Genomic DNA, 22930 nt, shown 5'->3' with positions numbered 1-22930 from the left:
TGCAGTTGGATCAATAACTTGTCACTTTCGGTCATTGAGCGCCGACGGGGTGCACTTTAATGTCGGCTCCATACAAACCGACGGGGCCCGCTGTTTGTACGAGAGGCCCTGCATTCCGTGATTCGCACCGCTTGTGGAGATCATCATGACCGCCGCTCACTACCCGCACCTGCTCGCTCCCCTGGACCTCGGCTTCACCACCCTGCGCAATCGCACCCTGATGGGCTCGATGCACACTGGCCTTGAAGAAAAGCCCGATGGCTTCGAGCGCATGGCGGCCTATTTCGCCGAGCGCGCCCGTGGCGGCGTTGGCCTGATGGTGACCGGCGGTATCGGCCCTAACGTGGAAGGCGGTGTGTATTCCGGCGCGGCCAAGCTGAACACCCCGGAAGAAGCCGAGAAACACCGCATCGTCACCGAGGCGGTGCACGAAGCGGGCGGCAAGATCTGCCTGCAGATCCTCCACGCCGGTCGCTACGCCTACAGCCCCAAGCAGGTCGCGCCGAGCGCCATCCAGGCACCGATCAACCCGTTCAAACCCAAGGAACTGGACGAAGAGGGCATCGAGAAACAGATCGCCGACTTCGTCAACTGCGCCCAACTGGCGCAGAGCGCCGGCTACGACGGCGTCGAGATCATGGGATCGGAAGGCTACTTCATCAACCAGTTCCTCGCCGCCCACACCAACCACCGTACCGACCGTTGGGGCGGCAGCTATGAGAACCGCATGCGCCTGGCGGTAGAGATCGTCCGCCGTGTCCGCGAGGCGGTAGGCCCGAATTTCATCATCATCTTCCGCCTGTCGATGCTCGACCTGGTGGAAGGCGGCAGCAACTGGGAAGAAATCGTGCAACTGGCCCAGGCCGTCGAACAGGCCGGCGCCACGATCATCAACACCGGTATCGGCTGGCACGAAGCGCGTATCCCGACTATCGCCACCAAGGTGCCGCGCGCGGCCTTCAGCAAGGTCACCGCCAAGCTGCGTGGCGCGGTGAAGATCCCGCTGATCACCACCAACCGCATCAACACCCCGGAAGTTGCCGAACAGGTGCTGGCCGAGGGCGATGCCGACATGGTTTCGATGGCGCGGCCGTTCCTCGCCGACCCGGAGTTCGTCAACAAGGCGGCGGCGGGGCGTGGCGATGAAATCAACACCTGCATCGGCTGCAACCAGGCCTGCCTGGACCACACCTTCGGCGGCAAGCTGACAACCTGCCTGGTCAACCCGCGGGCCTGCCATGAAACCGAGCTCAATTACCTGCCGGTAACCCAGGTCAAGCGCATTGCTGTGGTCGGCGCCGGCCCGGCGGGTCTGGCGGCGGCGACGGTGGCGGCCGAGCGCGGCCACCAGGTGGTGCTGTTCGATGCCGCTGGCCAGATCGGCGGGCAGTTCAATGTCGCCAAACGCGTGCCGGGCAAGGAAGAGTTCTACGAGACCCTGCGCTACTTCGGTCGCAAGTTGCAGACCACCGGCGTCGAGCTGTGCCTGAACACCCGGGTCGACGCGGCGCAACTGGCGGCCGGCGGCTACGACGAAATCATCCTCGCCACCGGCATCGTTCCGCGTCTGCCGGCCATTCCCGGTGTCGACCATCCCAAGGTGATGAACTACCTCGACGTACTGCTGGAGCGCAAACCGGTGGGGCAGCGCGTGGCGGTGATCGGCGCGGGTGGCATCGGTTTCGACGTCTCCGAGTTCCTCGTTCACGAGGGTGTCGCCACCAGCCAGGACCGCGAAGCGTTCTGGAAGGAGTGGGGCATCGATACCGGTCTCGAAGCCCGTGGCGGTGTCGCCGGGATCAAGCCCGCACCGCATGCGCCGGCGCGTCAGGTTTACCTGCTGCAACGCAAGAAAACCAAGGTCGGCGACGGCCTCGGCAAGACCACCGGCTGGATTCACCGTACCGGGTTGAAGAACAAGCAGGTGCAGATGCTCAACAGCGTCGATTACCTGGGGATCGATGATGCCGGTTTGCATATCCGCATCGGCGAAGGTGAGCCGCAGGTGCTGCCGGTGGACAATGTGGTTATCTGCGCCGGCCAAGACCCGCTGCGCGAACTGCATGACGGCCTGGTGGCGGCGGGGCAGTCGGTGCACCTGATCGGCGGCGCGGACGTGGCGGCGGAGCTGGATGCCAAGCGCGCGATCAACCAGGGTTCGCGGTTGGCCGCTGAGCTCTGACGGGTAGCTTGCTCTGTGGGAGTTGGCCGGGCTTATTGCCTGACACAAGACCTGGTAGGAGCGGCTTGAGCCGCGATTGGCCGCGCAGCGGCCACAAAACCGGTATCCGAGGTGTATCAGCCTGCTCGGGGATTCAGGTTTTACGACGGCTTCGCCGCCGTTCGCGGCTGAAGCCACTCCCACAAGGGCGCGAGCAAACGTTCAGATTTCGAGCAAGACAGTTGCTCCCTCGCGGTAGATGCCGCCTGTAGAATCGGCGGCATGCTCAATCTCCCCCAAGCCCCTCTACAAACACTTTCCCTGCCCTGGATAACCAAAGCCGGTATTCAGGTCGCCCTTCTGCGTCTCGACCTGATCGACCCCATGATCAGCGGCAACAAGTGGTTCAAGCTGCTCGAACACCTGCGAATCGCCCGACGCAGCGGCGCGCCGGGGATCATCAGCCTGGGCGGCAATCACTCCAATCACCTCCATGCGCTGGCCGCTGCCGGTCAGCGTTTCGGCTTCGCCACCGTCGGGCTGCTGCGCGGTCATCCGCAAGACACGCCCACCACCCGTGATCTCGAAGCCTTCGGCATGCAGTTGCATTGGCTCGGTTATGGCGGCTATCGCGCCCGCAACGAACCGGACTTCTGGCAGCCCTGGCAAGCGCGTTACCCCGGCTGGCATTGCGTGCCGGAAGGCGGCGGCGGTGCGTTGGGCGCCAGCGGCTGTGCCTTGATCGTCGAGCAGGCACGGGCACAATTGCCGGCCCTCGGCTGGAGCGATTACGACGCTTGGTGGCTGGCAGTCGGTACCGGCACTACCCTGGCCGGGTTGGTCCTGGCAGAAGAGGGCGCTCATCCGGTGCATGGCGCGTTGGCCGTACCACCGGGATATGGCGTGGAAGAGGGCGTGCCGGCGTTGACCGGCAGCCTCGCCGACTATCACCTACACGATGCCAGCCGCGGCGGCTTTGCCAAGGTTGACGATGAATTATTGGCCTTCATCGATCAAAGCGAGGCCGAATCAGGCGTGCCGCTGGAGCCGGTGTACACCGGAAAAGCGTTGCTGGCACTGAAGCAGCGGGTGGAAGCCGGGGCCTTCGAAGCGGGCACCCGGTTGATCTTTATCCACACTGGCGGGTTGCAGGGCCGACGCGGTCTCGCCTAGTCCTTGGCCGGCAGCATCCGCTGCAACGTATTGTCCTTGCGCACATAGTGGTGATACAGCCCGGCCACCGCGTGCAGCCCCACCAGCCAGTAGCCCAGCGCGCCAAACCACTCATGCCAGCCTTTGACGAAGCGCGCCAGGTCCTTGTCCGGCGCCACCAGCGCGGGCAGGTCGAAGCCGTAGAAGGGGATCGGTTTGTCGGCGGCGCTGAGGATGACCCAGCCGGCCAGCGGCAAGCCGATCATCAGCGCGTACAGCACCGCGTGCAGCAGGTGCGCCAGGCCGGTCTGCCAGGCGGGCGGGGCGGGGATGATGCGCGGTGTCGGGCGGATCAGCCGCAGGGCCAGCCGCAACCAGACCAGCACGAACACGGTCAGGCCGAGCATGAAGTGCAGGGTTTTCATCAGTTCCCGCTCGGCGCTGTCCTTGGGGAACAGGCCGCGCAATTCGATGCAGGCGTACACCGCGGCCAGCAGAACCAGCATCAGCCAGTGCAGGGCGATGGACAGGCTGCCGTAGCGCTCTCGCGTATTGGTCAGGGTCATGGGGATTCCTCGTCAGATCAGGGAGTGCGCTCTTGCTGGCGCTGATCTTCAACTCTAATCGCTGCGCGGCATTGCGATAGGCGAAGTCGGCAAATAAAGCCGTGGTCAAGGCGTCTGGGTCAAGGTTTCGGGCAGGTCGGGCCAGCGATCCGCAACCAGGAACAAACGCTCGGCTTCCTGCCAGTCGCCATCGTCCCCCGGCTCCAGGCGCACCAGCAACTGGGCCTGAGCCAATGGATCGAGGGCCGCGAGCCAGAGCTGGAGACGCTCCTCGCTCCACAGTTCTTCCGCAGTAATGCGGGCCGGCCCCAACCAAGCCTGGCGGGGCAACAATTGCCAGCGCCCGTCGGCGTGGCTGGCGTGGAATGCAGGCCAGTCACGCTGATGCAGCCAGCGTCCGCGCAGGTGCTGCGGGTGTGCACCGTGGGGAGAATCGGCGTGGGCGGGCCAGGGATAGAGCAAGTAACCGCCCAGCCACAAACGCGCCTGCACCTGATCCAGGCCAAGGCTCGCGAGTGCGTCGCGGCTTTCCGCGCGGGCCGAGATCGGCAGTTGGTGTTCGGCCAGATGGCTCAGTTTGCGGTCCAGCCGGTCGTGGCAGCCGGGGCCGAGCCAGTGCGCCGGGTCGACGCCGTCGCCATTGCCGGGGCCGAGGTAGAACTTGATTGCCAGTTCCAGGTGATGCACGCCTTCGCGGTCGCGCAGCAGGATGTCCAGTTCGCCGAGAGTGTGCCCGCCCTGGCGGATCGGCAGGTTGGCGGCCAGCAACTCCACGCCGGGCGCCTGGGTCAGGGCGAACTGCCAGAGCCGTTCGTAATACAGCCCCAGCCGCCGGCTGACCGAGCGCGCCAGCCAGGCCAGCAGCGGCGCCGGATCGAGGTCGAGGCGCAGCAGCCAGTCGCGCAGGCCATCCGGGTCTTCGCGCCAGTCGCTGCCGCTGAGGGGATGGCGCTGCGGCCACGGCGCGGTTTCCAGCAGCGGCGGCGACAGCAGCGCCCAGGCCAGGTCGCGGACCGCAGGCTGGCGCAGGTGGCGGGGCAGGTCTTGCAGGGCGGCGAACGGATTCATCCAGCGAGCATAGCCCCGTTTGCCGCTGGCCGGCGCTTTCGCCCATAATCGGGCCTTTGGCCGCCGTGCCCTTTTACCGCCGCAGAGCCTTGCAGGAGCCCCATGGAGCAATTTCGCAATATCGGTATCATCGGTCGCCTCGGCAGCTCCCAGGTGCTCGATACCATTCGCCGTCTGAAAAAATTCCTGCTGAACCGGCACCTGCACGTCATTCTCGAGGACACCATCGCCGAAGTCCTGCCGGGCCACGGCCTGCAGACGTCCTCGCGCAAGCTGTTGGGCGAGGTCTGTGACCTGGTCATCGTCGTCGGCGGCGACGGCAGCCTGCTCGGCGCCGCGCGTGCGCTGGCACGACACAATATTCCGGTGCTGGGGATCAACCGCGGCAGCCTGGGCTTCCTCACCGATATCCGGCCCGATGAGCTGGAAGTGAAGGTCGCCGAAGTGCTCGACGGTCATTACCTGGTCGAGAACCGCTTCCTGCTCCAGGCCGAAGTACGCCGCCACGGTGAGGCCATCGGTCAGGGCGATGCGCTCAACGACGTGGTCCTGCACCCGGGCAAATCGACCCGGATGATCGAATTCGAGATCTACATCGACGGCCAGTTCGTCTGCAGCCAGAAGGCCGACGGCCTGATCGTCGCTACTCCGACCGGTTCCACCGCCTACGCGCTGTCCGCGGGCGGGCCGATCATGCACCCCAAACTCGACGCCATCGTCATCGTGCCGATGTACCCGCACACCCTGTCCGGGCGGCCGATCGTGGTGGACGGCAACAGCGAGCTGAAAATCGTCGTCTCCCAGGACCTGCAGATCTACCCGCAAGTCTCCTGTGACGGACAGAACCACTTCACCTGCGCCCCCGGCGACACCATCACGGTGAACAAGAAACCGCAGAAACTGCGCCTGATCCATCCGCTGGACCACAATTATTACGAGGTCTGCCGGACCAAGCTCGGCTGGGGCAGCCGTCTGGGTGGTGGAGGCGACTGATGCTCGATCCAGCGCGCAGTTTCGACCTGATCGGCGATGTACACGGATGTGCCCACACCCTCGAACGTTTGCTCGACGCGCTTGGCTACAAGCGGCTGGGCGGCGTGTGGCGGCATGCTCAGCGTCAGGCACTGTTTCTCGGCGACATCATCGACCGCGGCCCGCGAATTCGCGAGGCCCTGCACATCGTCCACGACATGGTCGAGGCCGGGCAGGCCCATTGCATCATGGGCAACCATGAATACAACGCCCTCGGCTGGACCACCCCGGCTGCCCCCGGCACCGGCAAGACCTGGGTGCGCGAGCACACGCCGCGCCATGCCCGGCTGATCGACGAAACCCTGACCCAGTTCGAGCACCACCCCGGTGACTGGCACGATTTCCTCGGCTGGTTCTACCAGTTGCCGCTGTTCATCGACGCCGGGCGTTTCCGCCTGGTGCATGCGTGTTGGGACGGTCGACTGATCGACGCCCTGCGCCAGCAGCATCCGGCGGGCGTGATCGACCAGGCCTTTGTCCAGGCATCGGCCGAGCCCGACAGCTTCGCCCACCTGGTGTGCAACCGCCTGCTGCGCGGCACCGACATGCGCCTGCCGGACGGCCTGACCCTGACCGGTGGCGATGGCCTGACGCGCGCATTCTTCCGCACCAAGTTCTGGGAAGAAGACCCGCAGACCTACGGCGACATCGTGTTCCAGCCCGATGCGCTGCCGGATGCGGTCGCCAGCGCGCCGCTCAGCCGCAGCCAGAAAAACGCCTTGCTGCGCTACGCCGAAAACGAGCCGATGCTGTTCGTCGGGCATTACTGGCGCAGCGGCAAGCCGGCGCCGATCCGCGCCAACCTGGCCTGCCTCGACTACAGTGCCGTGTTGTACGGAAAGCTGGTGGCGTACCGGCTGGACGATGAAACCCGGATCGACCCGCGCAAGTTCGTCTGGGTCGATGTGGAACGGCCGGAGGCCAGTCAATGAATGTGGTTCAGGTGCTGCGCCTGCCGTTGGACATCGACCTTGGCGGTTTTGTCGAGATGCTGCAGCGCCTTCAGGTATGGCACCGGGTTTCCGTCGAAGGCGACGAGCAGGTGCTGTGGGTCGCGGAGCCGATGGCCGAGCAGATTCGCACCCTGTACCAGCATTACCCTGAAGGCGACCCCAACGGCGAAGTGCAGCGCGCCGAGCCGTTACCGCCGGCGCCCGCGAGGCCGTCACGCCCTGGCTTTGTCGAGCAACTGCGCAGCAGCAAGGCCACCGCCGCCGTGTTGCTGCTCAGCGTAGTAGTGGCGGTCGTCACCGGGCTGGGTGACAACCTCGCGACCCTGCGCTGGCTGACCTTCCTCGATTTCCAGGTAAATGGCGACTATGTCTACTTCACCCCGCTGGACGTCAGCCTTCAGGCCGGCCAGTGGTGGCGCCTGATCACCCCGATGCTGGTGCATTTCAGCTTCCTCCACCTGGCCATGAACGGCCTCTGGTACCTGGAACTGGGCCGGCGTATCGAGCAGCGACAAGGCCGCTGGGTCTTGCTCGGCCTGACCCTGGTGTTCGGCCTGGTGTCCAACGCGGCCCAATACCTGTTTGAAGGCGCGAGCCTGTTCGGCGGGCTGTCGGGTGTGCTGTATGGCTTGCTCGGGCATGTCTGGCTGTATCAGTGGCTGGCCCCCGACACTGCATTCCGCCTGCCGCGGGGCACGGTGGCAATGATGCTGATCTGGCTGCTGCTGTGCCTCACCGGATTCATTACCCTGCTCGGTTTCGGCCAGATCGCCAACGCCGCCCATGTGGGTGGGTTGTTGGTCGGATGCCTGAGCGGGCTCTTGGGCGGGGCGCTGGCCCGGCGTAAACTGACCGCTTGATTTGGGAGACGCTATGTCCACTTTTGCGCAAATGATCGAAAACATCACCCCGGAAATCTACGAAAGCCTGAAGCTGGCCGTGGAAATCGGTAAATGGTCCGACGGCCGCAAGCTCACCGCCGAGCAGCGCGAGCTGTCGTTGCAGGCGGTCATCGCCTGGGAAATCCAGAACCTGCCCGAAGAGCAGCGCACCGGCTACATGGGCCCGCAGGAATGCGCGTCGAAGTCCATCACCGTGCCGAACATCCTGTTCAAGTCGGATGCGATCCATTGATCGAAGTCGGCCGTGGTTCCATTCGCAAAATGACCGCGCGTCTCGAGACGCCGGTCGTGCAATACGCTTTCCGCCTCGATGATGTGGAAGTTCCGGTCAACCCCATGCTCGGCCAGACCGTGCGCCTCGAATACCTGGGCGCCATCCACTGCAGCCATTGCGGACGCAAGACCAAGACCAGCTTCAGCCAGGGCTATTGCTACCCGTGCATGACCAAACTGGCGCAGTGCGACGTCTGCATCATGAGCCCGGAGCGCTGCCACTACGACGCCGGCACCTGCCGCGAGCCGTCCTGGGGCGAGCAGTTCTGCATGACCGACCACGTGGTGTACCTGGCCAACTCGTCGGGCATCAAGGTCGGCATCACCCGCGCCAGCCAGTTGCCGACCCGCTGGCTCGACCAGGGCGCCAGCCAGGCGCTGCCGATCCTGCGGGTCGCCACGCGCCAGCAGTCCGGCCTGGTCGAAGACCTGCTGCGCAGCCAGGTGGGCGACCGCACCAACTGGCGCGCCCTGCTCAAGGGTGACGCCGAGGCGGTGGACCTGGTGGCCGTGCGCGAGCAACTGTTCGACAGTTGTGCCGATGGCCTCAAGGCGTTGCAGGAGCGCTTCGGCCTGCAGGCCATCCAGCCGCTGCACGACGGCCAGCCCCTGGAAATTCGTTACCCGGTCGAGGCCTACCCGAGCAAGATCGTCAGCTTCAACCTGGACAAGAACCCGGTGGCCGAAGGCACGCTGCTGGGCATCAAGGGCCAGTACCTGATTTTCGACACCGGCGTGATCAACATTCGCAAGTACACGGCCTATCAACTGGCCGTGCATCAGTAAAAAGGACCGCCACATGCGTACCGAACAGCCGCAAGTGATCTACCTCAAGGACTATCAGGCGCCCGAGTACCTGATCGACGAAACCCACCTGACCTTCGAGCTGTTCGAGGACCACACGCTGGTCCATGCGCAGTTGGTCATGCGCCGCAACCCGGCGCGTGGCGCGGGCCTGCCGCCGCTGGTGCTGGACGGCCAGCACCTGGAACTGCTGAGCGTGGTTCTCGATGACCGCGAACTGACCGCCGCCGACTATGAGCTGAGCGACAGCCACCTGACCCTGCAGCCGGGCGCGGAGCAGTTCACCCTCGACACCAGTGTGCGCATCCATCCGGAAAGCAATACCGCGCTGGAAGGGCTGTACAAGTCCAGCGGCATGTTCTGCACCCAGTGCGAGGCCGAAGGCTTCCGCAAGATCACCTACTACCTCGACCGCCCGGACGTGATGAGCGTGTTCACCACCACGGTGATCGCCGAGCAGCACCGCTATCCGGTCCTGCTGTCCAACGGCAACCCGGTGGGCAGCGGCCCGCAGGAAGACGGCCGGCACTGGGCGACCTGGGAAGACCCGTTCAAGAAACCCGCGTACCTGTTCGCCCTGGTGGCGGGCGATTTGTGGTGTGTCGAAGACAAGTTCACCCGCCAGTCCGGGCGTGACGTGACCCTGCGTATTTATGTCGAGCCGGAAAACATCGACAAGTGCCAGCACGCCATGACCAGCCTGAAGAAGTCCATGCGTTGGGACGAAGAGGTGTACGGGCGCGAGTACGACCTGGACATCTTCATGATCGTCGCGGTCAACGACTTCAACATGGGCGCCATGGAAAACAAGGGCCTGAACATCTTCAACTCCAGTTGCGTGCTGGCCCGCGCCGAAACCGCCACCGACGCCGCGCACCAGCGGGTCGAAGCGGTGGTGGCCCACGAATACTTCCACAACTGGTCGGGCAACCGCGTGACCTGCCGCGACTGGTTCCAGCTCTCGCTCAAGGAAGGCTTCACGGTGTTCCGCGACGCCGAGTTCAGCGCCGACGTCAACTCGCGCACGGTCAAGCGCATCGAAGACGTCGCCTACCTGCGTACCCACCAGTTCGCCGAAGACGCCGGTCCGATGGCCCACGCCGTGCGCCCGGACAGCTTCATCGAGATTTCCAACTTCTACACCCTGACCGTCTACGAGAAGGGTTCGGAAGTGGTGCGCATGGTCCGCACCCTGCTGGGCACCGAAGGCTTCCGCAAGGGCAGCGACCTGTATTTCGAGCGCCACGACGGCCAGGCCGTGACCTGCGACGACTTCATCAAGGCCATGGAAGATGCCAACGGCGTCGACCTGACCCAGTTCAAGCGCTGGTACAGCCAGGCCGGCACGCCACGCCTGGCGGTCAGCGAGTCGTATGACGCCGCCGCGCAGACCTACAGCCTGACCTTCCGCCAGAGCTGCCCGGAAACCCCGGACAAGGTCGAGAAAAAGCCGTTCGTGATCCCGGTCGAACTGGGCCTGCTCGACGCCGAAGGCAACGACCTGCCGCTGCGCTTGAGCGGCGAAGCTGCTGCTGCCGGCACTTCCCGCGTGCTGTCGGTGACCGAGGCCGAGCAGACCTTCACCTTCGTCGGTATCGCGGCCAAGCCGCTGCCGTCGCTGCTGCGCGGCTTCAGCGCGCCGGTCAAGCTGAGCTTCCCGTACGACCGCGACCAGTTGATGTTCCTCATGCAGCACGACAGCGACGGCTTCAATCGCTGGGAAGCGGGCCAGCAACTGTCGGTGCAGGTGCTGCAGGACCTGATCGCGCAGCACCAGCAAGGCGCCGCGCTGGTGCTCGACCAGCGTCTGGTCACCGCACTGGGCAGCGTGCTGGGCAATGACCAGCTCGACCAGGCCATGGTCGCCGAGATGCTCTCGCTGCCGAGCGAGGCCTACCTCACCGAAATCAGCGAAATCGCCGATGTCGATGCGATCCACGCCGCGCGTGATTTCGCTCGTCAGCAACTGGCCGAGCACCTGTTCGAGGCGCTGTGGTCGCGCTACCAGGCCAATCGCGCCGTCTCCCGGCAGACCGCCTATGTCGCCGAAGCCGAGCATTTCGCCCGCCGCAGCCTGCAGAACATCGTCCTGTCGTACCTGATGCTCAGCGGCAAACCGCAGGTGCTGGAAGCGACCCTGGAACAGTTCGACGCGTGCGACAACATGACCGAGCGCCTGACCGCGCTGGCGGTGTTGGTCAATTCGCCGTTCGAAGCCGAGCGGGCCAAGGCGCTGGCGTCCTTCGCCGAGCACTTCAAGGACAACCCGCTGGTGATGGACCAGTGGTTCAGCGTCCAGGCCGGCAGCACGATGCCGGGTGGTCTGGCGCGGGTCCGCACGCTGATGGAACACCCCGCGTTCACCCTGAAGAACCCGAACAAGGTCCGTGCCCTGATCGGCGCCTTTGCCGGGCAGAACCTGGTGAACTTCCATGCGGCGGACGGTTCCGGTTATCGCTTCCTGGCGGACATCGTCATCGAACTCAACGCCCTCAACCCGCAGATCGCCTCGCGGCAACTGGCGCCGCTGACCCGCTGGCGCAAATACGACGCGGCGCGTCAGGCGCTGATGAAGGGCGAGCTGGAGCGCATCCGTGATTCCGGGACGTTGTCCAGTGATGTGTTTGAAGTTGTGAGCAAGAGCCTGGCCTGATTCTGCCAGTTTGAGTCCATCGCGAGCGAGCTCGCTCCTACAGGATTGGGTAGGAGCGAGCTTGCTCGCGATCGGCGCTCACCCCGCTTAACAAAAGATAACGTCCCGTTCGTTGTCAGCCCTTCGCAATCCCCGATAGGATGGCCCTCAGCTATTGCAGGGCTCTGGAACACGGTTTTTCGCAGTACCTGCAAATGGATTGACCCAAATAACAATAATCGGGGAACAGATCTATGACGGAGCCTGGAATGGCGGGTACTGGTAACGCGCTCCGTGCGCGCCCATGGGCACTGGCCGCCAGTGCGGCATTGCTGCTGGCAGTGGGCATGTGGACCAACAGCGTCGAGGCGGCAACGCCGGAGGCTGAGGTCTGGTCCACGGTTTCGGCCAAGGCTGACAAGAGTCTGCTGCTGGACGTGGCCAAGGCCGGTTCACGGCTGGTAATGGTTGGCGACCGCGGCCACATTCTGTTCTCCGATGACCAGGGCACGACCTGGACACAGGCCAAGGTGCCTTCCCGTCAATTGCTCACCGCCGTCACCTTTGTCGATGACAAGCACGGCTGGGCGGTCGGCCACGACGCACAGATCCTCGCCAGCACCGATGGCGGCGCGACCTGGACCAAGCAGTTCGAAGACCTTTCCCGCGAAGCCCCGCTGTTGGACGTCTGGTTCCAGGACACCCAGCATGGCGTGGCCATTGGCGCCTACGGCGCAATTCTCGAAACCACCGACGGCGGCCAGCACTGGCAGGACATCAGCGAGCGCCTGGACAACCCCGACGGCCTGCACCTGAACGGCATCGCCCAGATCAAGGACGCCGGCCTGTTCATCGTCGGTGAGCAGGGCACCATGTTCCGCTCCAGTGACGTCGGGCAGACCTGGCAGAAAGTCGAAAGCCCCTACGAGGGCTCGTTCTTCGGTGTGATCGGCACCGCTCAGCCGCAGACCCTGCTGGCCTATGGTTTGCGCGGAAACCTTTACCGCTCCAGCGATTTTGGTGACACCTGGCAGCAGATCAGCTTGAAAGCCACACGCGGGACGCTCGAATTCGGCCTCTCAAGCGCTACGCTTCTCGATGATGGCAGTCTGGTACTTGTGGGCAATGGGGGGACGGTCCTGCGCAGCAGCGACGATGGCGTCACCTTCAGCGTCTTCAACCGTGCCGACCGCCTCGCGCTGGCAGGAGCCAGCGGCCTGCCTGACGGCAATCTGATCCTGGTGGGGCAGGGCGGCGCACACTTCGCCGCCGCCACCGGTGCCGAGAGGGCGCAACCATGACCAGTCGGGAGTCGTTCACCATGAGCCAACACCATCAGGACAAGCCGACCTTGCTCGAGCGCCTGATCTTCAACAACCGTCCGGTGGTGATTGGTATCTGCCTGCTGGTCAGCATCTTCCTGTTCTGGCAGGCCACGCTGATCCGCCCGTCCACCAGCTTCGAAAAAATGATCCCGCTGGAGCACCCGTTCATCCAGAACATGCTCGAGCACCGCAATGACCTGGCCAACCTCGGCAACACCGTGCGCATCTCGGTGGAAGCGGTCAACGGCGATATCTTCGACAAGGACTACATGGAGACGCTGCGGCAGATCCATGACGAAGTCTTCTACATTCCCGGTGTCGATCGCTCGGCGCTTAAGTCGCTGTGGAGCCCCGCAGTGCGCTGGACCGAGGTGACCGAAGAAGGGTTCTCCGGCGGCGAAGTGATCCCCAACACCTACAACGGCTCGCCGGAAAGCCTCGACGCTTTGCGCAACAACGTGCTCAAGTCCGGCCAGATTGGCCGCCTGGTGGCGAACAACTTCAAGTCCAGCATCGTCGATATTCCGCTGCAAGAGTCCTATCCCGACCCGCAGGACCAGGGCCGGCAGATCAAGCTGGACTACCAGAAGTTCTCCCACGAACTGGAAGAGAAGATCCGCGACAAGTACGAAGCGCAGAACCCGAATGTGAAGATTCACATCGTCGGCTTCGCCAAGAAAGTCGGCGACCTGATCGACGGGCTGATGATGGTCGCGGCGTTCTTCGCCATCGCGCTGGGCATCACCTGGGTCCTGCTGTACTGGTTCACCTGGTGTATCCGCAGCACCATCGCGGTGCTCACCACCACCCTGGTGGCGGTGGTCTGGCAGCTCGGGCTGATGCATGTGGTGGGTTTCGGGCTCGATCCGTATTCGATGCTGGTGCCGTTCCTGATTTTCGCCATCGGCATCTCCCACGGGGTGCAGAAGATCAACGGTATCGCCCTGCAATCCAGTGACGCCGACAACGCCCTGACCGCGGCGCGACGCACCTTCCGGCAACTGTTCCTGCCGGGGATGATCGCCATCCTCGCCGACGCCGTGGGCTTCATCACCCTGCTGATCATCGATATCGGGGTGATCCGCGAGCTGGCCATCGGCGCGTCGATCGGCGTGGCGGTGATCGTCTTCACCAACCTGATCCTGCTGCCGGTGGCGATTTCCTATGTCGGCATCAGCAAGAAGGCGATCGAGCGCAGCAAGCGCGATGCGACCTGCGAGCACCCGTTCTGGCGCCTGCTGTCCAACTTCGCCAGCCCGAAGGTGGCACGGGTGTCGGTAATTCTGGCGCTGGTCGCCTTCGGCGGCGGCCTCTGGTACAGCCAGAACCTGAAGATTGGCGACCTCGACCAGGGCGCGCCGGAACTGCGTCCGGACTCGCGCTACAACAAAGACAACGCCTTCATCATCGACAACTATTCGACCAGCTCCGACGTGCTGGTGGTGATGGTCAAGACGCCGACGGAGCAGTGCTCGGTGTACAAGACCATGTCGCCGATCGACGAGCTGATGTGGACCATGGAAAACACCCCGGGTGTGCAGTCGGCGATCTCCCTGGTGACCGTGTCCAAGCAGATGATCAAGGGCATGAACGAGGGCAACCTGAAATGGGAAAGCCTGTCGCGTAACCCGGAAGTGCTGAACACCTCGGTATCCCGCGCCGATGGCCTGTACAACGGCGACTGCTCGCTGGCGCCGGTGCTGGTGTTCCTCAACGACCACAAGGCGGAAACCCTCGATGGCGTGGTCGCGGCGGTCAAGGCCTTCGCCGACACGCATAACCAGGAAGGCCTGGAGTTCCTCCTGGCGGCGGGTAACGCCGGCATCGAGGCGGCCACCAACGAGGTGATCAAGTCTGCCGAACTGACCATCCTGATTCTGGTGTACATCTGCGTTGCGGTGATGTGCATGATCACCTTCCGCTCCTTCGCCGCCACCTTGTGCATCGTCCTGCCGCTGGTGCTGACCTCGGTGCTGGGCAACGCACTGATGGCCTTCATGGGCATCGGTGTCAAGGTCGCCACTCTGCCGGTGGTGGCGCTGGGCGTGGGCATCGGCGTGGACTACGGGATCTACATCTACAGCCGCCTGGAAAGTTTCCTGCGGGCGGGCTTGCCGTTGCAGGAGGCGTACTACCAGACCCTGCGTTCCACCGGCAAGGCCGTGCTGTTCACCGGGCTGTGCCTGGCGATCGGCGTGTGCACCTGGATCTTCTCGGCCATCAAGTTCCAGGCCGACATGGGCCTGATGCTGACCTTCATGCTGCTGTGGAACATGTTCGGCGCCCTGTGGCTGCTGCCAGCGCTGGCGCGGTTCCTGATCAAGCCGGAGAAAATGGCCGGACAGCAGAGCAAATCGATCTTCGCTCACTGATCCACGCCTGAGTGAAACCGCGGGCCAGACGCCACAACGTCTGGCCCGCGGTGCATTTGGGCTATCATTGCGCCTTTCCCCATTCATGGCAGTTGCGTAATGACCACCCTTTCCCAAGCCCTGCAAGCCTGCGACATGTTGCTGATCGACGGCCTGCATGCCTTTGACTTCACCTACGACGACAGCAGCCTGCGCATCGAGTGCATGGACGGCCGCGCGCTCAAGCGCTGGACCTTCACCCCCGAGCAGATCGCCGCCGCCCGTGCCGAGGGCGAGGACTGGCTGATCGTCGGTGACAGCGACGAGCACCGCCTGGTGTGTCTGAGCGCGCTGCGGGCCTCGGAAGATGACGAAGGCGAGGAAGCCGACGATGAAAGCACTGCTGAACCGGCTGATCGCTAGTGCCATGCTGCTGACCGCGACGGCCCACGGGTATGAAGTGCTGGTGGGCAGTTACACCGACGGCGCCAGCCAAGGTATCTATCGCTACCGTTTCGACGGCGCCAGCGGGCAGATCGATGCGACGCCCTTGCAGGTGCAGGCGGCGAGCAACCCGTCATGGCTGACGCTGTCTGCCGACCGCCGCCACCTGTTTGCGGTCAACGAGCAGGCGGCGGGCGAGGTGTCGGCGTTCAGCGTCGATTCGGCTCATCACCTCGCGCTGCTCAATCAGGTTGGCAGCCAGGGCGGCGAGCCGACGCATTCCAGCCTCAGTCACGACGGGCGTTTTCTGTTCGTCGCCAACTATGGCGGCTCGACCCCGGAAGGCGGCAGCCTCAGTGTCCTGCCGGTCAAGGCGGACGGCCGGCTGGGCGCGGCGGTGCAGCGACTGCGCCACGCCGCCAGCCAGGTCAATCCTGAACGCCAGGCTGCGCCTCACGTTCATTCGCTGGTGTCGTCGCCGGACGGCCGCTTTCTGTTCGCCAGCGACCTCGGCGCGGACCGGGTTTTCAGCTATCGCTATGACGGCAATGCCGCGCAGCCGCTGAGCGCGTTCGATTCTGTGGCGCTACCGCCGGGCAGCGGGCCGCGGCATCTGCTGTTCAGTGCAGATGGCAGGCACGCCTGGCTGACCCTGGAAATGAGCGCGCAGGTGGCGACGTTCGACTACCACGACGGCCATCTCAGGCTGGTCCAGACCGTGGCGCTGACGGACAGCGACGATCCTGCGGCGAAGGCCGGTGGCGCGTTGCATGGCTCGGCGGACGGGCGTTTTCTCTATATCAGCAATCGCGGTAGCGCCAATGAACTGCTGGTGTTCGCCATCAATCCCGATGATGGACGGCTGACCCTGCTGCAACGGCGCTCGGTGGAAGGCGATCACCCGCGGGAGTTCAGTCTCGACCCGGGGCAGCGCTTTGTGTTGGTGGCCAACCAGAAGAGCGACACCATCGTGGTGATCCGCCGCGATCCGGCCAGCGGTCTGTTGGGTGAGGTGGTGCAGCGGTTCAAACAGGCGGCGCCGTCGGACCTGAAGTTTATCGACTGACTATCAATGGCATCGATATCGGTTACTGGTGCAATGAATTTTTTCTCGCAGCGGTAGCGGCGTAGTTTTGAACCACGGCCCCAGACGGCCTCTTCACACTACCGACTTCGAGAGCCTTGCCATGAACTTCAATCTCTTTCCCGTGATCGCCGCTTCAGCCATTTCCGCATCCGTGGTCCAGGCCGCCCATGCCCATGTTGAAATCAACCAGCGCAAATCGGTGACGCCCAGCTATACCGCTGATTATCTGCGCCAGAGTGCCAATTTTTATGCGGCGCTGGATCACAAGGTGAGTCATTGATCGGGATGTAGTTGGGGGCTGCGTTGCAGCCCTTTGCGACGGTTCACCGCGCCATGACCGCCTTGAACAACTCCGATTCCAGCCAGCCCTGCAACCACGCGCGTAAGCGCGGGTAGGGCGCCTCGGCGAACCACTGCGGTTCGACCCCGGCGAACTGGCGGATAAACGGCAGCAAGGCGGCATCCGCCAGGCTCGGGTGGCTCGCCAACAGGTAAGCGTGCTCGCTCAAGCGCTGTTCCAGATCCGCAAGAATCACTTCCGCCTGCCGCCGATAGTGCTCCCGGGATTGCTCCGGGTAGCGCTCAGCGTATTTGTAGTGGTTCAGGTGCACCTTGAATTCGCTGTCATTGCGGGCGATCAACTGTTCGATCGCCGCTGATGGACCGTCCTTGAGCAGCCAGTCCTGTGGATCGTTCTGCGCCAGCGCCCAGCGCATGATGTCCCGGCTCTCGTCCAGCACCCGACCCTCAACGCTGAGCACCGGCACCGTGCCCTTGGGCGACAGCGCCAGCATCTCGGCGGGCTTGGCTTTCAGGCTGACTTCCTCGATGCGCACCGCCACCCCGGCGTAGCGCAGCGCCAGCCGCGCGCGCATGGCGTAGGGGCAGCGGCGGAACGAGTAGAGGATCATCCGTCCACCTCCAGGGTGCTCAGGCCATTGCCCTGGCGGCGCACCTGAATCTGCACGCCGATCCGCTCGTGCATTTCCTGCACATGGGAAATCACCCCGACCTTGCGGCCTTGAGCCTGCAAGCCGTCAAGAGCATCCATGGCCAGTTGCAGGGATTCCGGATCGAGGCTGCCGAAGCCTTCGTCGATAAACAGCGATTCGATGCGCAGGGTGCTGGACGCCATGGAGGCCAGGCCCAGCGCCAGGGCCAGCGAAACCAGGAAGGTCTCGCCGCCGGACAGCGAATGCACCGAGCGCAGCTCGTCGCCCATCTCGGTGTCTTGCACCAGCAGGCCGAGCTGGCTACCGCCGCGCTTGAGGCGGTAGCGTCGGACCAGTTGGCGCAGTTGCTGGTTGGCGTGGTGCACCAGCAGGTCGAGGTTGTAGCCCTGGGCGATCTTGCGGAAGGTGTCGCCGCTGGCCGAACCGATCAGTTCGCTCAGCCGCGCCCAGCGCTGCCATTCCCCACGCGCCTCGGCGATGCGCTCGGCGAGCGCCTGGCTGGCCTGCTGACGGCGCTGGTCTTCGGCCTGCTGTGCGCGCAGTTCGGCGCAGTGGTGTTCATGCTGGTCCAGTTGCTGCTGGCTGCCTTGGAGTGCCAGTTCCAGTGCTTCCGGCAGTTGTTCGGTCAGGTTCAGCGCTTGATGCTGTTGCAGGCGCTCATCCCGCTCCTGCACCCGCACGCCGGCCTGTTCGATGGCTTTTTCCGCTGTTTGCAGGCGCTGGCGCAGGCTGGCGACCTGTTCGTCGTCCATGCCGAGCAAGGCGTCCAGGCCCTGTTCGTCCAGCTCCGGGTGCGCTTCGCGCCATTGTGCGATGGCCGCGTCCAGTTGCTGCTTTTCCTGTTCCAGATGAGCGTGTTGCTCTTCGCGGGCCTTGAGTTCGCTGGCGATGGCCGCGGCCTGGGTGCGGGCTTCCTGCAACTGCTGGTTGGCTGCGGCTTCGGCGTTGCGCGCCTGTTCCACGGCCAGCTCCAGATGACGCTGCCAGCCCTCGGCGTCGGCATGTTCGCCGATCAGCGCGGTCAGGGCTTCGCGGGCCTGTTGTTGCTGGGCCTCGCTGGCGACGAGTTGCTGTTGCAGCTTGTCCTGTTCCTGCTGGCGGGCCTGTTGTTTCAGCTCAAGGGCTTCGCGCTGCTTGAGGCGTTCGTTCAGCTCCTGCTGTTCGTCTTTCTGCTGGTCGAGCAGTTGCTGGCGGGTGTTCAGTTGCTGATCGAGGGTCAGGAAGGTTTCCGCTGGATTGTCCCGCAGCGCGGCGAAGATATCCGCCGGCAGCAGCGGTTCGAAGTGGGCCAGTTCTTGTTGCAGGCGCTGTTCGTCGGCGTGCAGGGCGTCTTGTTGCTGGTTCAGTTGCTGGGTGGCCTGCTGACTGGCGTCGTTGGCGGCCTGGAGCTGTTGCTGCAGGCGGGCGGCGTCCTGTTGCAGGGTCAGCAGGGCGTTCTGGCGCTGCTGGTCGCGGGCGATGTCGTCGTTCAGTCGGCGTAGTTGCAGGTCGAGCCACTGGCTGCGGGAGGCGCTGTTCTGCTCCGCCAGTTGCGGGTAGAGCGGCTGGGCTTCGAGTTCCGGGGCCAGGGCCTGGAGCTGGCTGTTCAGTTGCTCCTGCTGGTGCAGGTATTCCTTGAGCTGGCCGTTGACGCCGCCGAGCTGGGAGCGCAGCTCGTCCAGTTTCTGGGTGAGTTCGGTGACCGCCTTCTGGGCGTTGGCCTCTTCGCTTTCGTCATGGCGGGCAAGGTTTTCCAGCAGCGCTTCCGGCTGATGGTAGGGGTGTTCCAGGCTGCCGCAGACCGGGCAGGGTTGCTCGTCCTGCAACTGCGTGCGCAGTTCTTCAACGCTGGCGTTGCGGGCCAGGCGCTGGCGTTCCAGCAACTGGCGGGTGAGGGTCAGCGCTTGCTGCGCGGCTTCCAGTTCCTGCTTGCCCTGCAAGCCGGCGGCGATCAGTTGCGCGCGCTCTTGCTGGGCGCCGGCCTGGCGTTCGCGCAGGGCCAGCAGGCGCTGCTCGACGTCCTGCTGACGACCCCACAGCCGCGCCAGTTCCTCGAAGCCCCGTTGCAGCTTGCGGTTGTCCTGCAGCAGGGTGCCGAGCAGGCCGATCTGTTCGGCCAGGGCCTGCGGTTCGGCGCCGGCTTCCTGGAACAGCACGGCCAGTTCGGCGCGCAATTCCTCGCACTGACGGGCGCGGGTTTCGGCGGTCTGGCGCAGGGTCGGCAGTTCTTCGCGGCCCTTGCCCAGGCGGTTGGCGGTGAGCATCACCTGTTGCAGCTGGCTGCGGTAGGCGTTCCAGGCGCTGCCCAGGTTCGCCAGCGCGGCGCTTTGTTCAAGCTGGCCGGCGATGCTGGCGAGGGTCTGTTCGTGGCGTTGCTGGTGTTCGATCAGGCTCGCCAGTTGGCTGCGGCCTTCTTCGCACGCTTGCTGCGCTTGCAGCGTCAGGGCGCGGTCGCGGGTCAGTTCCTGCTCCAGGTGGGCGAGGTTGTGCTGGGTGTCGAAGGCCTGGCGCAGGCGCGGGGCGCTGTCGGTCTGTGCGCCGAGGGCGCGGGTGAGGGCTTCGCGGGCGCCGTTCAGGTCCTGTTCCAGTTGCTGCTGGCGGTTGCCCAGTTCGGCCTGTTGCCGGCGCTGCTGTTCCAGCGCGCTGGCCAGCGGCGTGAGCTGGTTGAGCAGCTCCTGGCGTCGGGCGAACTGATGACGCTGCGGCGCGAGCTGTTCCAGACGGGTCAGGTTCAGCCGTTCGCCGGCCAGTTGTTCCCACGCCTGGCGGGCGTTGCTCAGGTCGGCAGCTGCGGCGCTTTGCTGCGCCTGCAAGGCGTGCAGCTCGTTGAGCCAGGTGCGTTGCTGTTCGAGCTGGCGCAGTTGCGCCTGTTCGGCCTTGAGTTGCTGTTGTGCTTCGCCGAGGCGCTCATCGAGGGCCGCGCGCTCTTCCGCGTTCATCGGCAGTACGCCGCTGGCTTCGAGTTCCAGGGCTTTGTAGCTGTCGGACGCGTCCTTGGCCTTGATAAAGGCGCGACGCCCCAACTGGCTGTAGATCGCCGTGTTGGTGAGCTTTTCCAGCAGTTCGCTGCGCTCCTTGTCGTCGGCCTTGAGGAAGGCACTGAACTCGCTCTGCGCCAGCATCACCGCGCGGGTGAACTGGGCGAAGTTGAGCCCCAGGCGGGACTCGATCAGTTGTTCGTACTCGCGCTTGCTCTGGTTGCTCAGCAGTTGCTGGCTGTCGAGGTCGTGCAGACTCTGGCGACTGCCTTGCAGCTTGCCGGTGGCCTTGTCACGGGCGCGGTTGGTTTCCCAGCGGGCGCGGTAGCGGCGGCCGTCGATGCCGACGAAGTCCACCTCGGCGAAACCGCTGCCGGTGCCGCGGCGCAGCAGGGTGCGCGGGTCGTTGGTGAGGATTTCGCCGTCGACGTCGGGGACCTTGGTTTCCCGGCCAATATTGTCCAGCCGCGGCACCGAGCCGAACAGCGCCAGGCACAGGGCGTCGAGCAGGGTGCTCTTGCCGGCGCCGGTGGGCCCGGTGATGGCGAACAGGCCGGCGCTGGCCAGGGGTTCGGCGGTGAAGTCGATTTCGAACGGACCGGCCAGCGAGGCGAGGTTTTTCAGGCGGATGGCGAGAATCTTCATGGCTGCTCCTCCTCTTGCTGAACGTCCTGCAAGAGCAGGGCGAAGTCGGCCAGGGTCTGTTCATCGGCGGCGTTGCCATAGGCCTGTTCCCAGGCGCGGGCGAACAGATCTTCGGGCTTGAGCTGGCCCAGTTCCACCAGACGGGTGTCGTCGTCGCCGTCGGCACCGACGCGGCCGGCATATTCGGCGGCGATGCGGATCAGGCGCACGGCCTTGCCTTGCAATGCGGTTTCGATCTGCTGGCGCAGGTCCGCTTGCGGCTCGTCCAGTTGCACCCGCACTTCCAGCCAGGGCTGGCGTTGCGGATCGTCCAGCAGATCGACCGCCGGCAGCTCGTTCAGTTGCGTCAGAAGCTCCGCCAGCGGCGCCGGACCGAGCCGCTGCAAGGCCACAGCGCGAGGCACGTGACGGCTTTCGACGCTGAGCAACTTGTTGCCCTTGAACTCGATTTCGAGGATCTGGTGCGGGTATTTGATTTCCGAGAACGACAGCGGCAGCGGCGACCCGCAGTAGCGGATGCGGTCCTCGCCGTTGACCTTTTGCGGCTTGTGCAGGTGACCGAGGGCGACATAGCCGATCTCGGCGCCGAACAGACTGGCCGGCAGCGCTTCGGCATTGCCGATGATCAGGCTGCGCTCGGAGTCTTCCGAAATCGATCCGCCGGCCATGTGCGCGTGGCTGATGGCGATCAGCGGCTGCTTCGGGTCACGGCGTTCGAGGGCAGCGGCGATGAGTTTTTCATGGACCTGGCCAATGCCGCGCAGGTAGTCCTCGCCCAGGTGCGGGCCGGTGACTTCTGCTGGCCGCAGGAACGGCAGCGCCAGGCACCAGGCCAGGACTTTTCCTTTGGCGTTGGTCAGCGGCACCAGCAGACGCTCGCTGTCGAGCTGGCCTTCGTCCAGCCACTGCACCCGGCCCACCGCGTGGGTGCGCAGGCGTCGCATCAGGGCTGCGGGCAGTTCGATGCGCGAGCCGGAATCGTGGTTGCCGGCGATCATCACGATGGTCAGCCCCGGCTGCTGCTCGTGGGCCTTGACGATGAAGTCGTAGAGCCGTTCCTGGGCCTTGACCGGCGGGTTGACGGTGTCGAAGACATCGCCGGCGATCAGCAGGGCATCGGGCTCGCGCAGCTTCAGTTGGCCCAGCAGCCAGTCGAGAAAGCAGGCATGTTCGAAATCGCGCTCCTGGCCGTGCAGGGTTTGTCCCAGATGCCAGTCGGAGGTGTGAAACAGACGCATTGGTAATCCTGTGACGGGAGCCGGCTAAAAGCCGGATATGGTACCCGAATGTGGGATGGGTCCGGTGATTGGGTCAGGGTTTTGGGGGTGGAATCGTGTGAGGGGGATGAGGTGGCTGTCAGGGGGGCTGGTCATGGCCTCTATGTGCCAGCCGACAGGGTTTTAGCGGCCTTGAGATCGAGCGCCGCCTGCGCGGCGCATCGCGAGCAAGCTCGCTCCTACGCTGGTTGCAACGTGCCTTTGCCTGTCAGGCCATGGTTGACGGCCCTGTTTATCCAACGCACAGCTCCGCAGCTGAAAATCGTCAAGCGCCAAGGGGTGGCAACCCAGCTCTCACAGGCCATGGAGCGTTGCAACCAATTGTAGGAGCGAGCTTGCTCGCGATGC

The 22930-nt window shown here is 64.5% G+C and carries 18 protein-coding genes; 13 read left to right on the top strand and 5 right to left on the bottom strand.

Features of this window, described 5'->3' with window-relative positions; genetic code table 11:
* Positions 1–145: 145 nt before the first annotated feature.
* A complete protein-coding gene (locus HWV67_RS30075; protein ID WP_175653852.1) occupies positions 146–2182 on the top strand; it encodes an NADPH-dependent 2,4-dienoyl-CoA reductase in 2037 nt (678 codons plus the stop codon).
* A 261-nt stretch (positions 2183–2443) separates the two neighbouring features.
* Positions 2444–3334, top strand: a complete 891-nt coding sequence (locus tag HWV67_RS30070) for a 1-aminocyclopropane-1-carboxylate deaminase/D-cysteine desulfhydrase (protein WP_175653851.1) — start codon at positions 2444–2446, stop codon at positions 3332–3334.
* Here the strand turns inward: HWV67_RS30070 and HWV67_RS30065 are convergent.
* Positions 3331–3879: a cytochrome b gene (locus tag HWV67_RS30065; RefSeq protein ID WP_175653850.1), complete on the bottom strand. Its 549-nt coding sequence runs from the start codon at positions 3877–3879 to the stop codon at positions 3331–3333. The two genes, HWV67_RS30070 and HWV67_RS30065, sit on opposite strands and share 4 nt — an antisense overlap.
* Positions 3880–3984: 105 nt before the next feature.
* Positions 3985–4947 (bottom strand): DUF1853 family protein, encoded by a 963-nt coding sequence (locus HWV67_RS30060; protein ID WP_175653849.1) that lies wholly within the window; start codon positions 4945–4947, stop codon positions 3985–3987.
* A 102-nt stretch (positions 4948–5049) separates the two neighbouring features.
* Here HWV67_RS30060 and HWV67_RS30055 point away from each other — a divergent pair, with 102 nt between their 5' ends.
* The 11 genes from HWV67_RS30055 to HWV67_RS30005 all read left to right on the top strand — a co-directional run bounded on the left by HWV67_RS30055 (position 5050) and on the right by HWV67_RS30005 (position 17030).
* The gene (locus tag HWV67_RS30055; RefSeq protein ID WP_095155675.1) at positions 5050–5940 is read left to right on the top strand and encodes an NAD(+) kinase; all 891 of its coding nucleotides are present in this window, start codon (positions 5050–5052) and stop codon (positions 5938–5940) included.
* Positions 5937–6911, top strand: a complete 975-nt coding sequence (locus HWV67_RS30050; protein ID WP_175653868.1) for a metallophosphoesterase — start codon at positions 5937–5939, stop codon at positions 6909–6911. Before HWV67_RS30055 ends, HWV67_RS30050 begins: the two co-directional genes overlap by 4 nt.
* Positions 6908–7792, top strand: a complete 885-nt coding sequence (locus HWV67_RS30045; protein WP_175653848.1) for a rhomboid family intramembrane serine protease — start codon at positions 6908–6910, stop codon at positions 7790–7792. Before HWV67_RS30050 ends, HWV67_RS30045 begins: the two co-directional genes overlap by 4 nt.
* A gap of 13 nt (positions 7793–7805) precedes the next feature.
* Positions 7806–8066, top strand: coding sequence for a YeaC family protein (locus HWV67_RS30040; RefSeq protein ID WP_095155678.1), 261 nt, complete (start codon positions 7806–7808; stop codon positions 8064–8066).
* Positions 8063–8893 carry a DUF2797 domain-containing protein gene (locus HWV67_RS30035; protein WP_175653847.1) on the top strand — a complete coding sequence of 277 codons (831 nt, stop codon included), beginning with the start codon at positions 8063–8065 and terminating at the stop codon, positions 8891–8893. Before HWV67_RS30040 ends, HWV67_RS30035 begins: the two co-directional genes overlap by 4 nt.
* Positions 8894–8906: 13 nt before the next feature.
* On the top strand, positions 8907–11564 hold the full coding sequence (pepN, locus tag HWV67_RS30030) for an aminopeptidase N (RefSeq protein WP_175653846.1): 2658 nt from the start codon (positions 8907–8909) through the stop codon (positions 11562–11564).
* A gap of 248 nt (positions 11565–11812) precedes the next feature.
* Positions 11813–12844, top strand: coding sequence for a WD40/YVTN/BNR-like repeat-containing protein (locus HWV67_RS30025; RefSeq protein WP_256680236.1), 1032 nt, complete (start codon positions 11813–11815; stop codon positions 12842–12844).
* A gap of 20 nt (positions 12845–12864) precedes the next feature.
* On the top strand, positions 12865–15240 hold the full coding sequence (locus HWV67_RS30020) for an efflux RND transporter permease subunit (protein ID WP_175653844.1): 2376 nt from the start codon (positions 12865–12867) through the stop codon (positions 15238–15240).
* A 99-nt stretch (positions 15241–15339) separates the two neighbouring features.
* Positions 15340–15642: a DUF5629 family protein gene (locus tag HWV67_RS30015; protein WP_175653843.1), complete on the top strand. Its 303-nt coding sequence runs from the start codon at positions 15340–15342 to the stop codon at positions 15640–15642.
* Entirely contained in the window at positions 15611–16729 is a 1119-nt protein-coding gene (locus tag HWV67_RS30010; RefSeq protein WP_256680235.1) for a lactonase family protein, read from the top strand. Before HWV67_RS30015 ends, HWV67_RS30010 begins: the two co-directional genes overlap by 32 nt.
* Before the next feature lie 121 nt (positions 16730–16850).
* Positions 16851–17030, top strand: coding sequence for a hypothetical protein (locus HWV67_RS30005; RefSeq protein WP_110971250.1), 180 nt, complete (start codon positions 16851–16853; stop codon positions 17028–17030).
* Between the two features lie 43 nt (positions 17031–17073).
* Here HWV67_RS30005 and HWV67_RS30000 read toward each other — a convergent pair whose 3' ends face one another.
* The 3 genes from HWV67_RS30000 to HWV67_RS29990 are packed head-to-tail and all read right to left on the bottom strand — an operon-like array spanning position 17074 to position 22543.
* A complete protein-coding gene (locus tag HWV67_RS30000) occupies positions 17074–17661 on the bottom strand; it encodes a glutathione S-transferase (RefSeq protein ID WP_175653842.1) in 588 nt (195 codons plus the stop codon).
* The gene (locus HWV67_RS29995; protein ID WP_175653841.1) at positions 17658–21305 is read right to left on the bottom strand and encodes an AAA family ATPase; all 3648 of its coding nucleotides are present in this window, start codon (positions 21303–21305) and stop codon (positions 17658–17660) included. The genes HWV67_RS30000 and HWV67_RS29995 overlap by 4 nt, the downstream gene beginning before the upstream one ends.
* Entirely contained in the window at positions 21302–22543 is a 1242-nt protein-coding gene (locus HWV67_RS29990) for an exonuclease SbcCD subunit D C-terminal domain-containing protein (RefSeq protein WP_175653840.1), read from the bottom strand. Before HWV67_RS29990 ends, HWV67_RS29995 begins: the two co-directional genes overlap by 4 nt.
* Positions 22544–22930 lie beyond the last annotated feature (387 nt).

Source organism: Pseudomonas sp. Marseille-P9899, assembly GCF_903166565.1.
Classification (GTDB): Bacteria; Pseudomonadota; Gammaproteobacteria; order Pseudomonadales; family Pseudomonadaceae; genus Aquipseudomonas; species Aquipseudomonas huaxiensis.
Note: the sequence above shows the minus strand (reverse complement) of the source record. Positions and strands in the feature narration are given on the sequence as shown.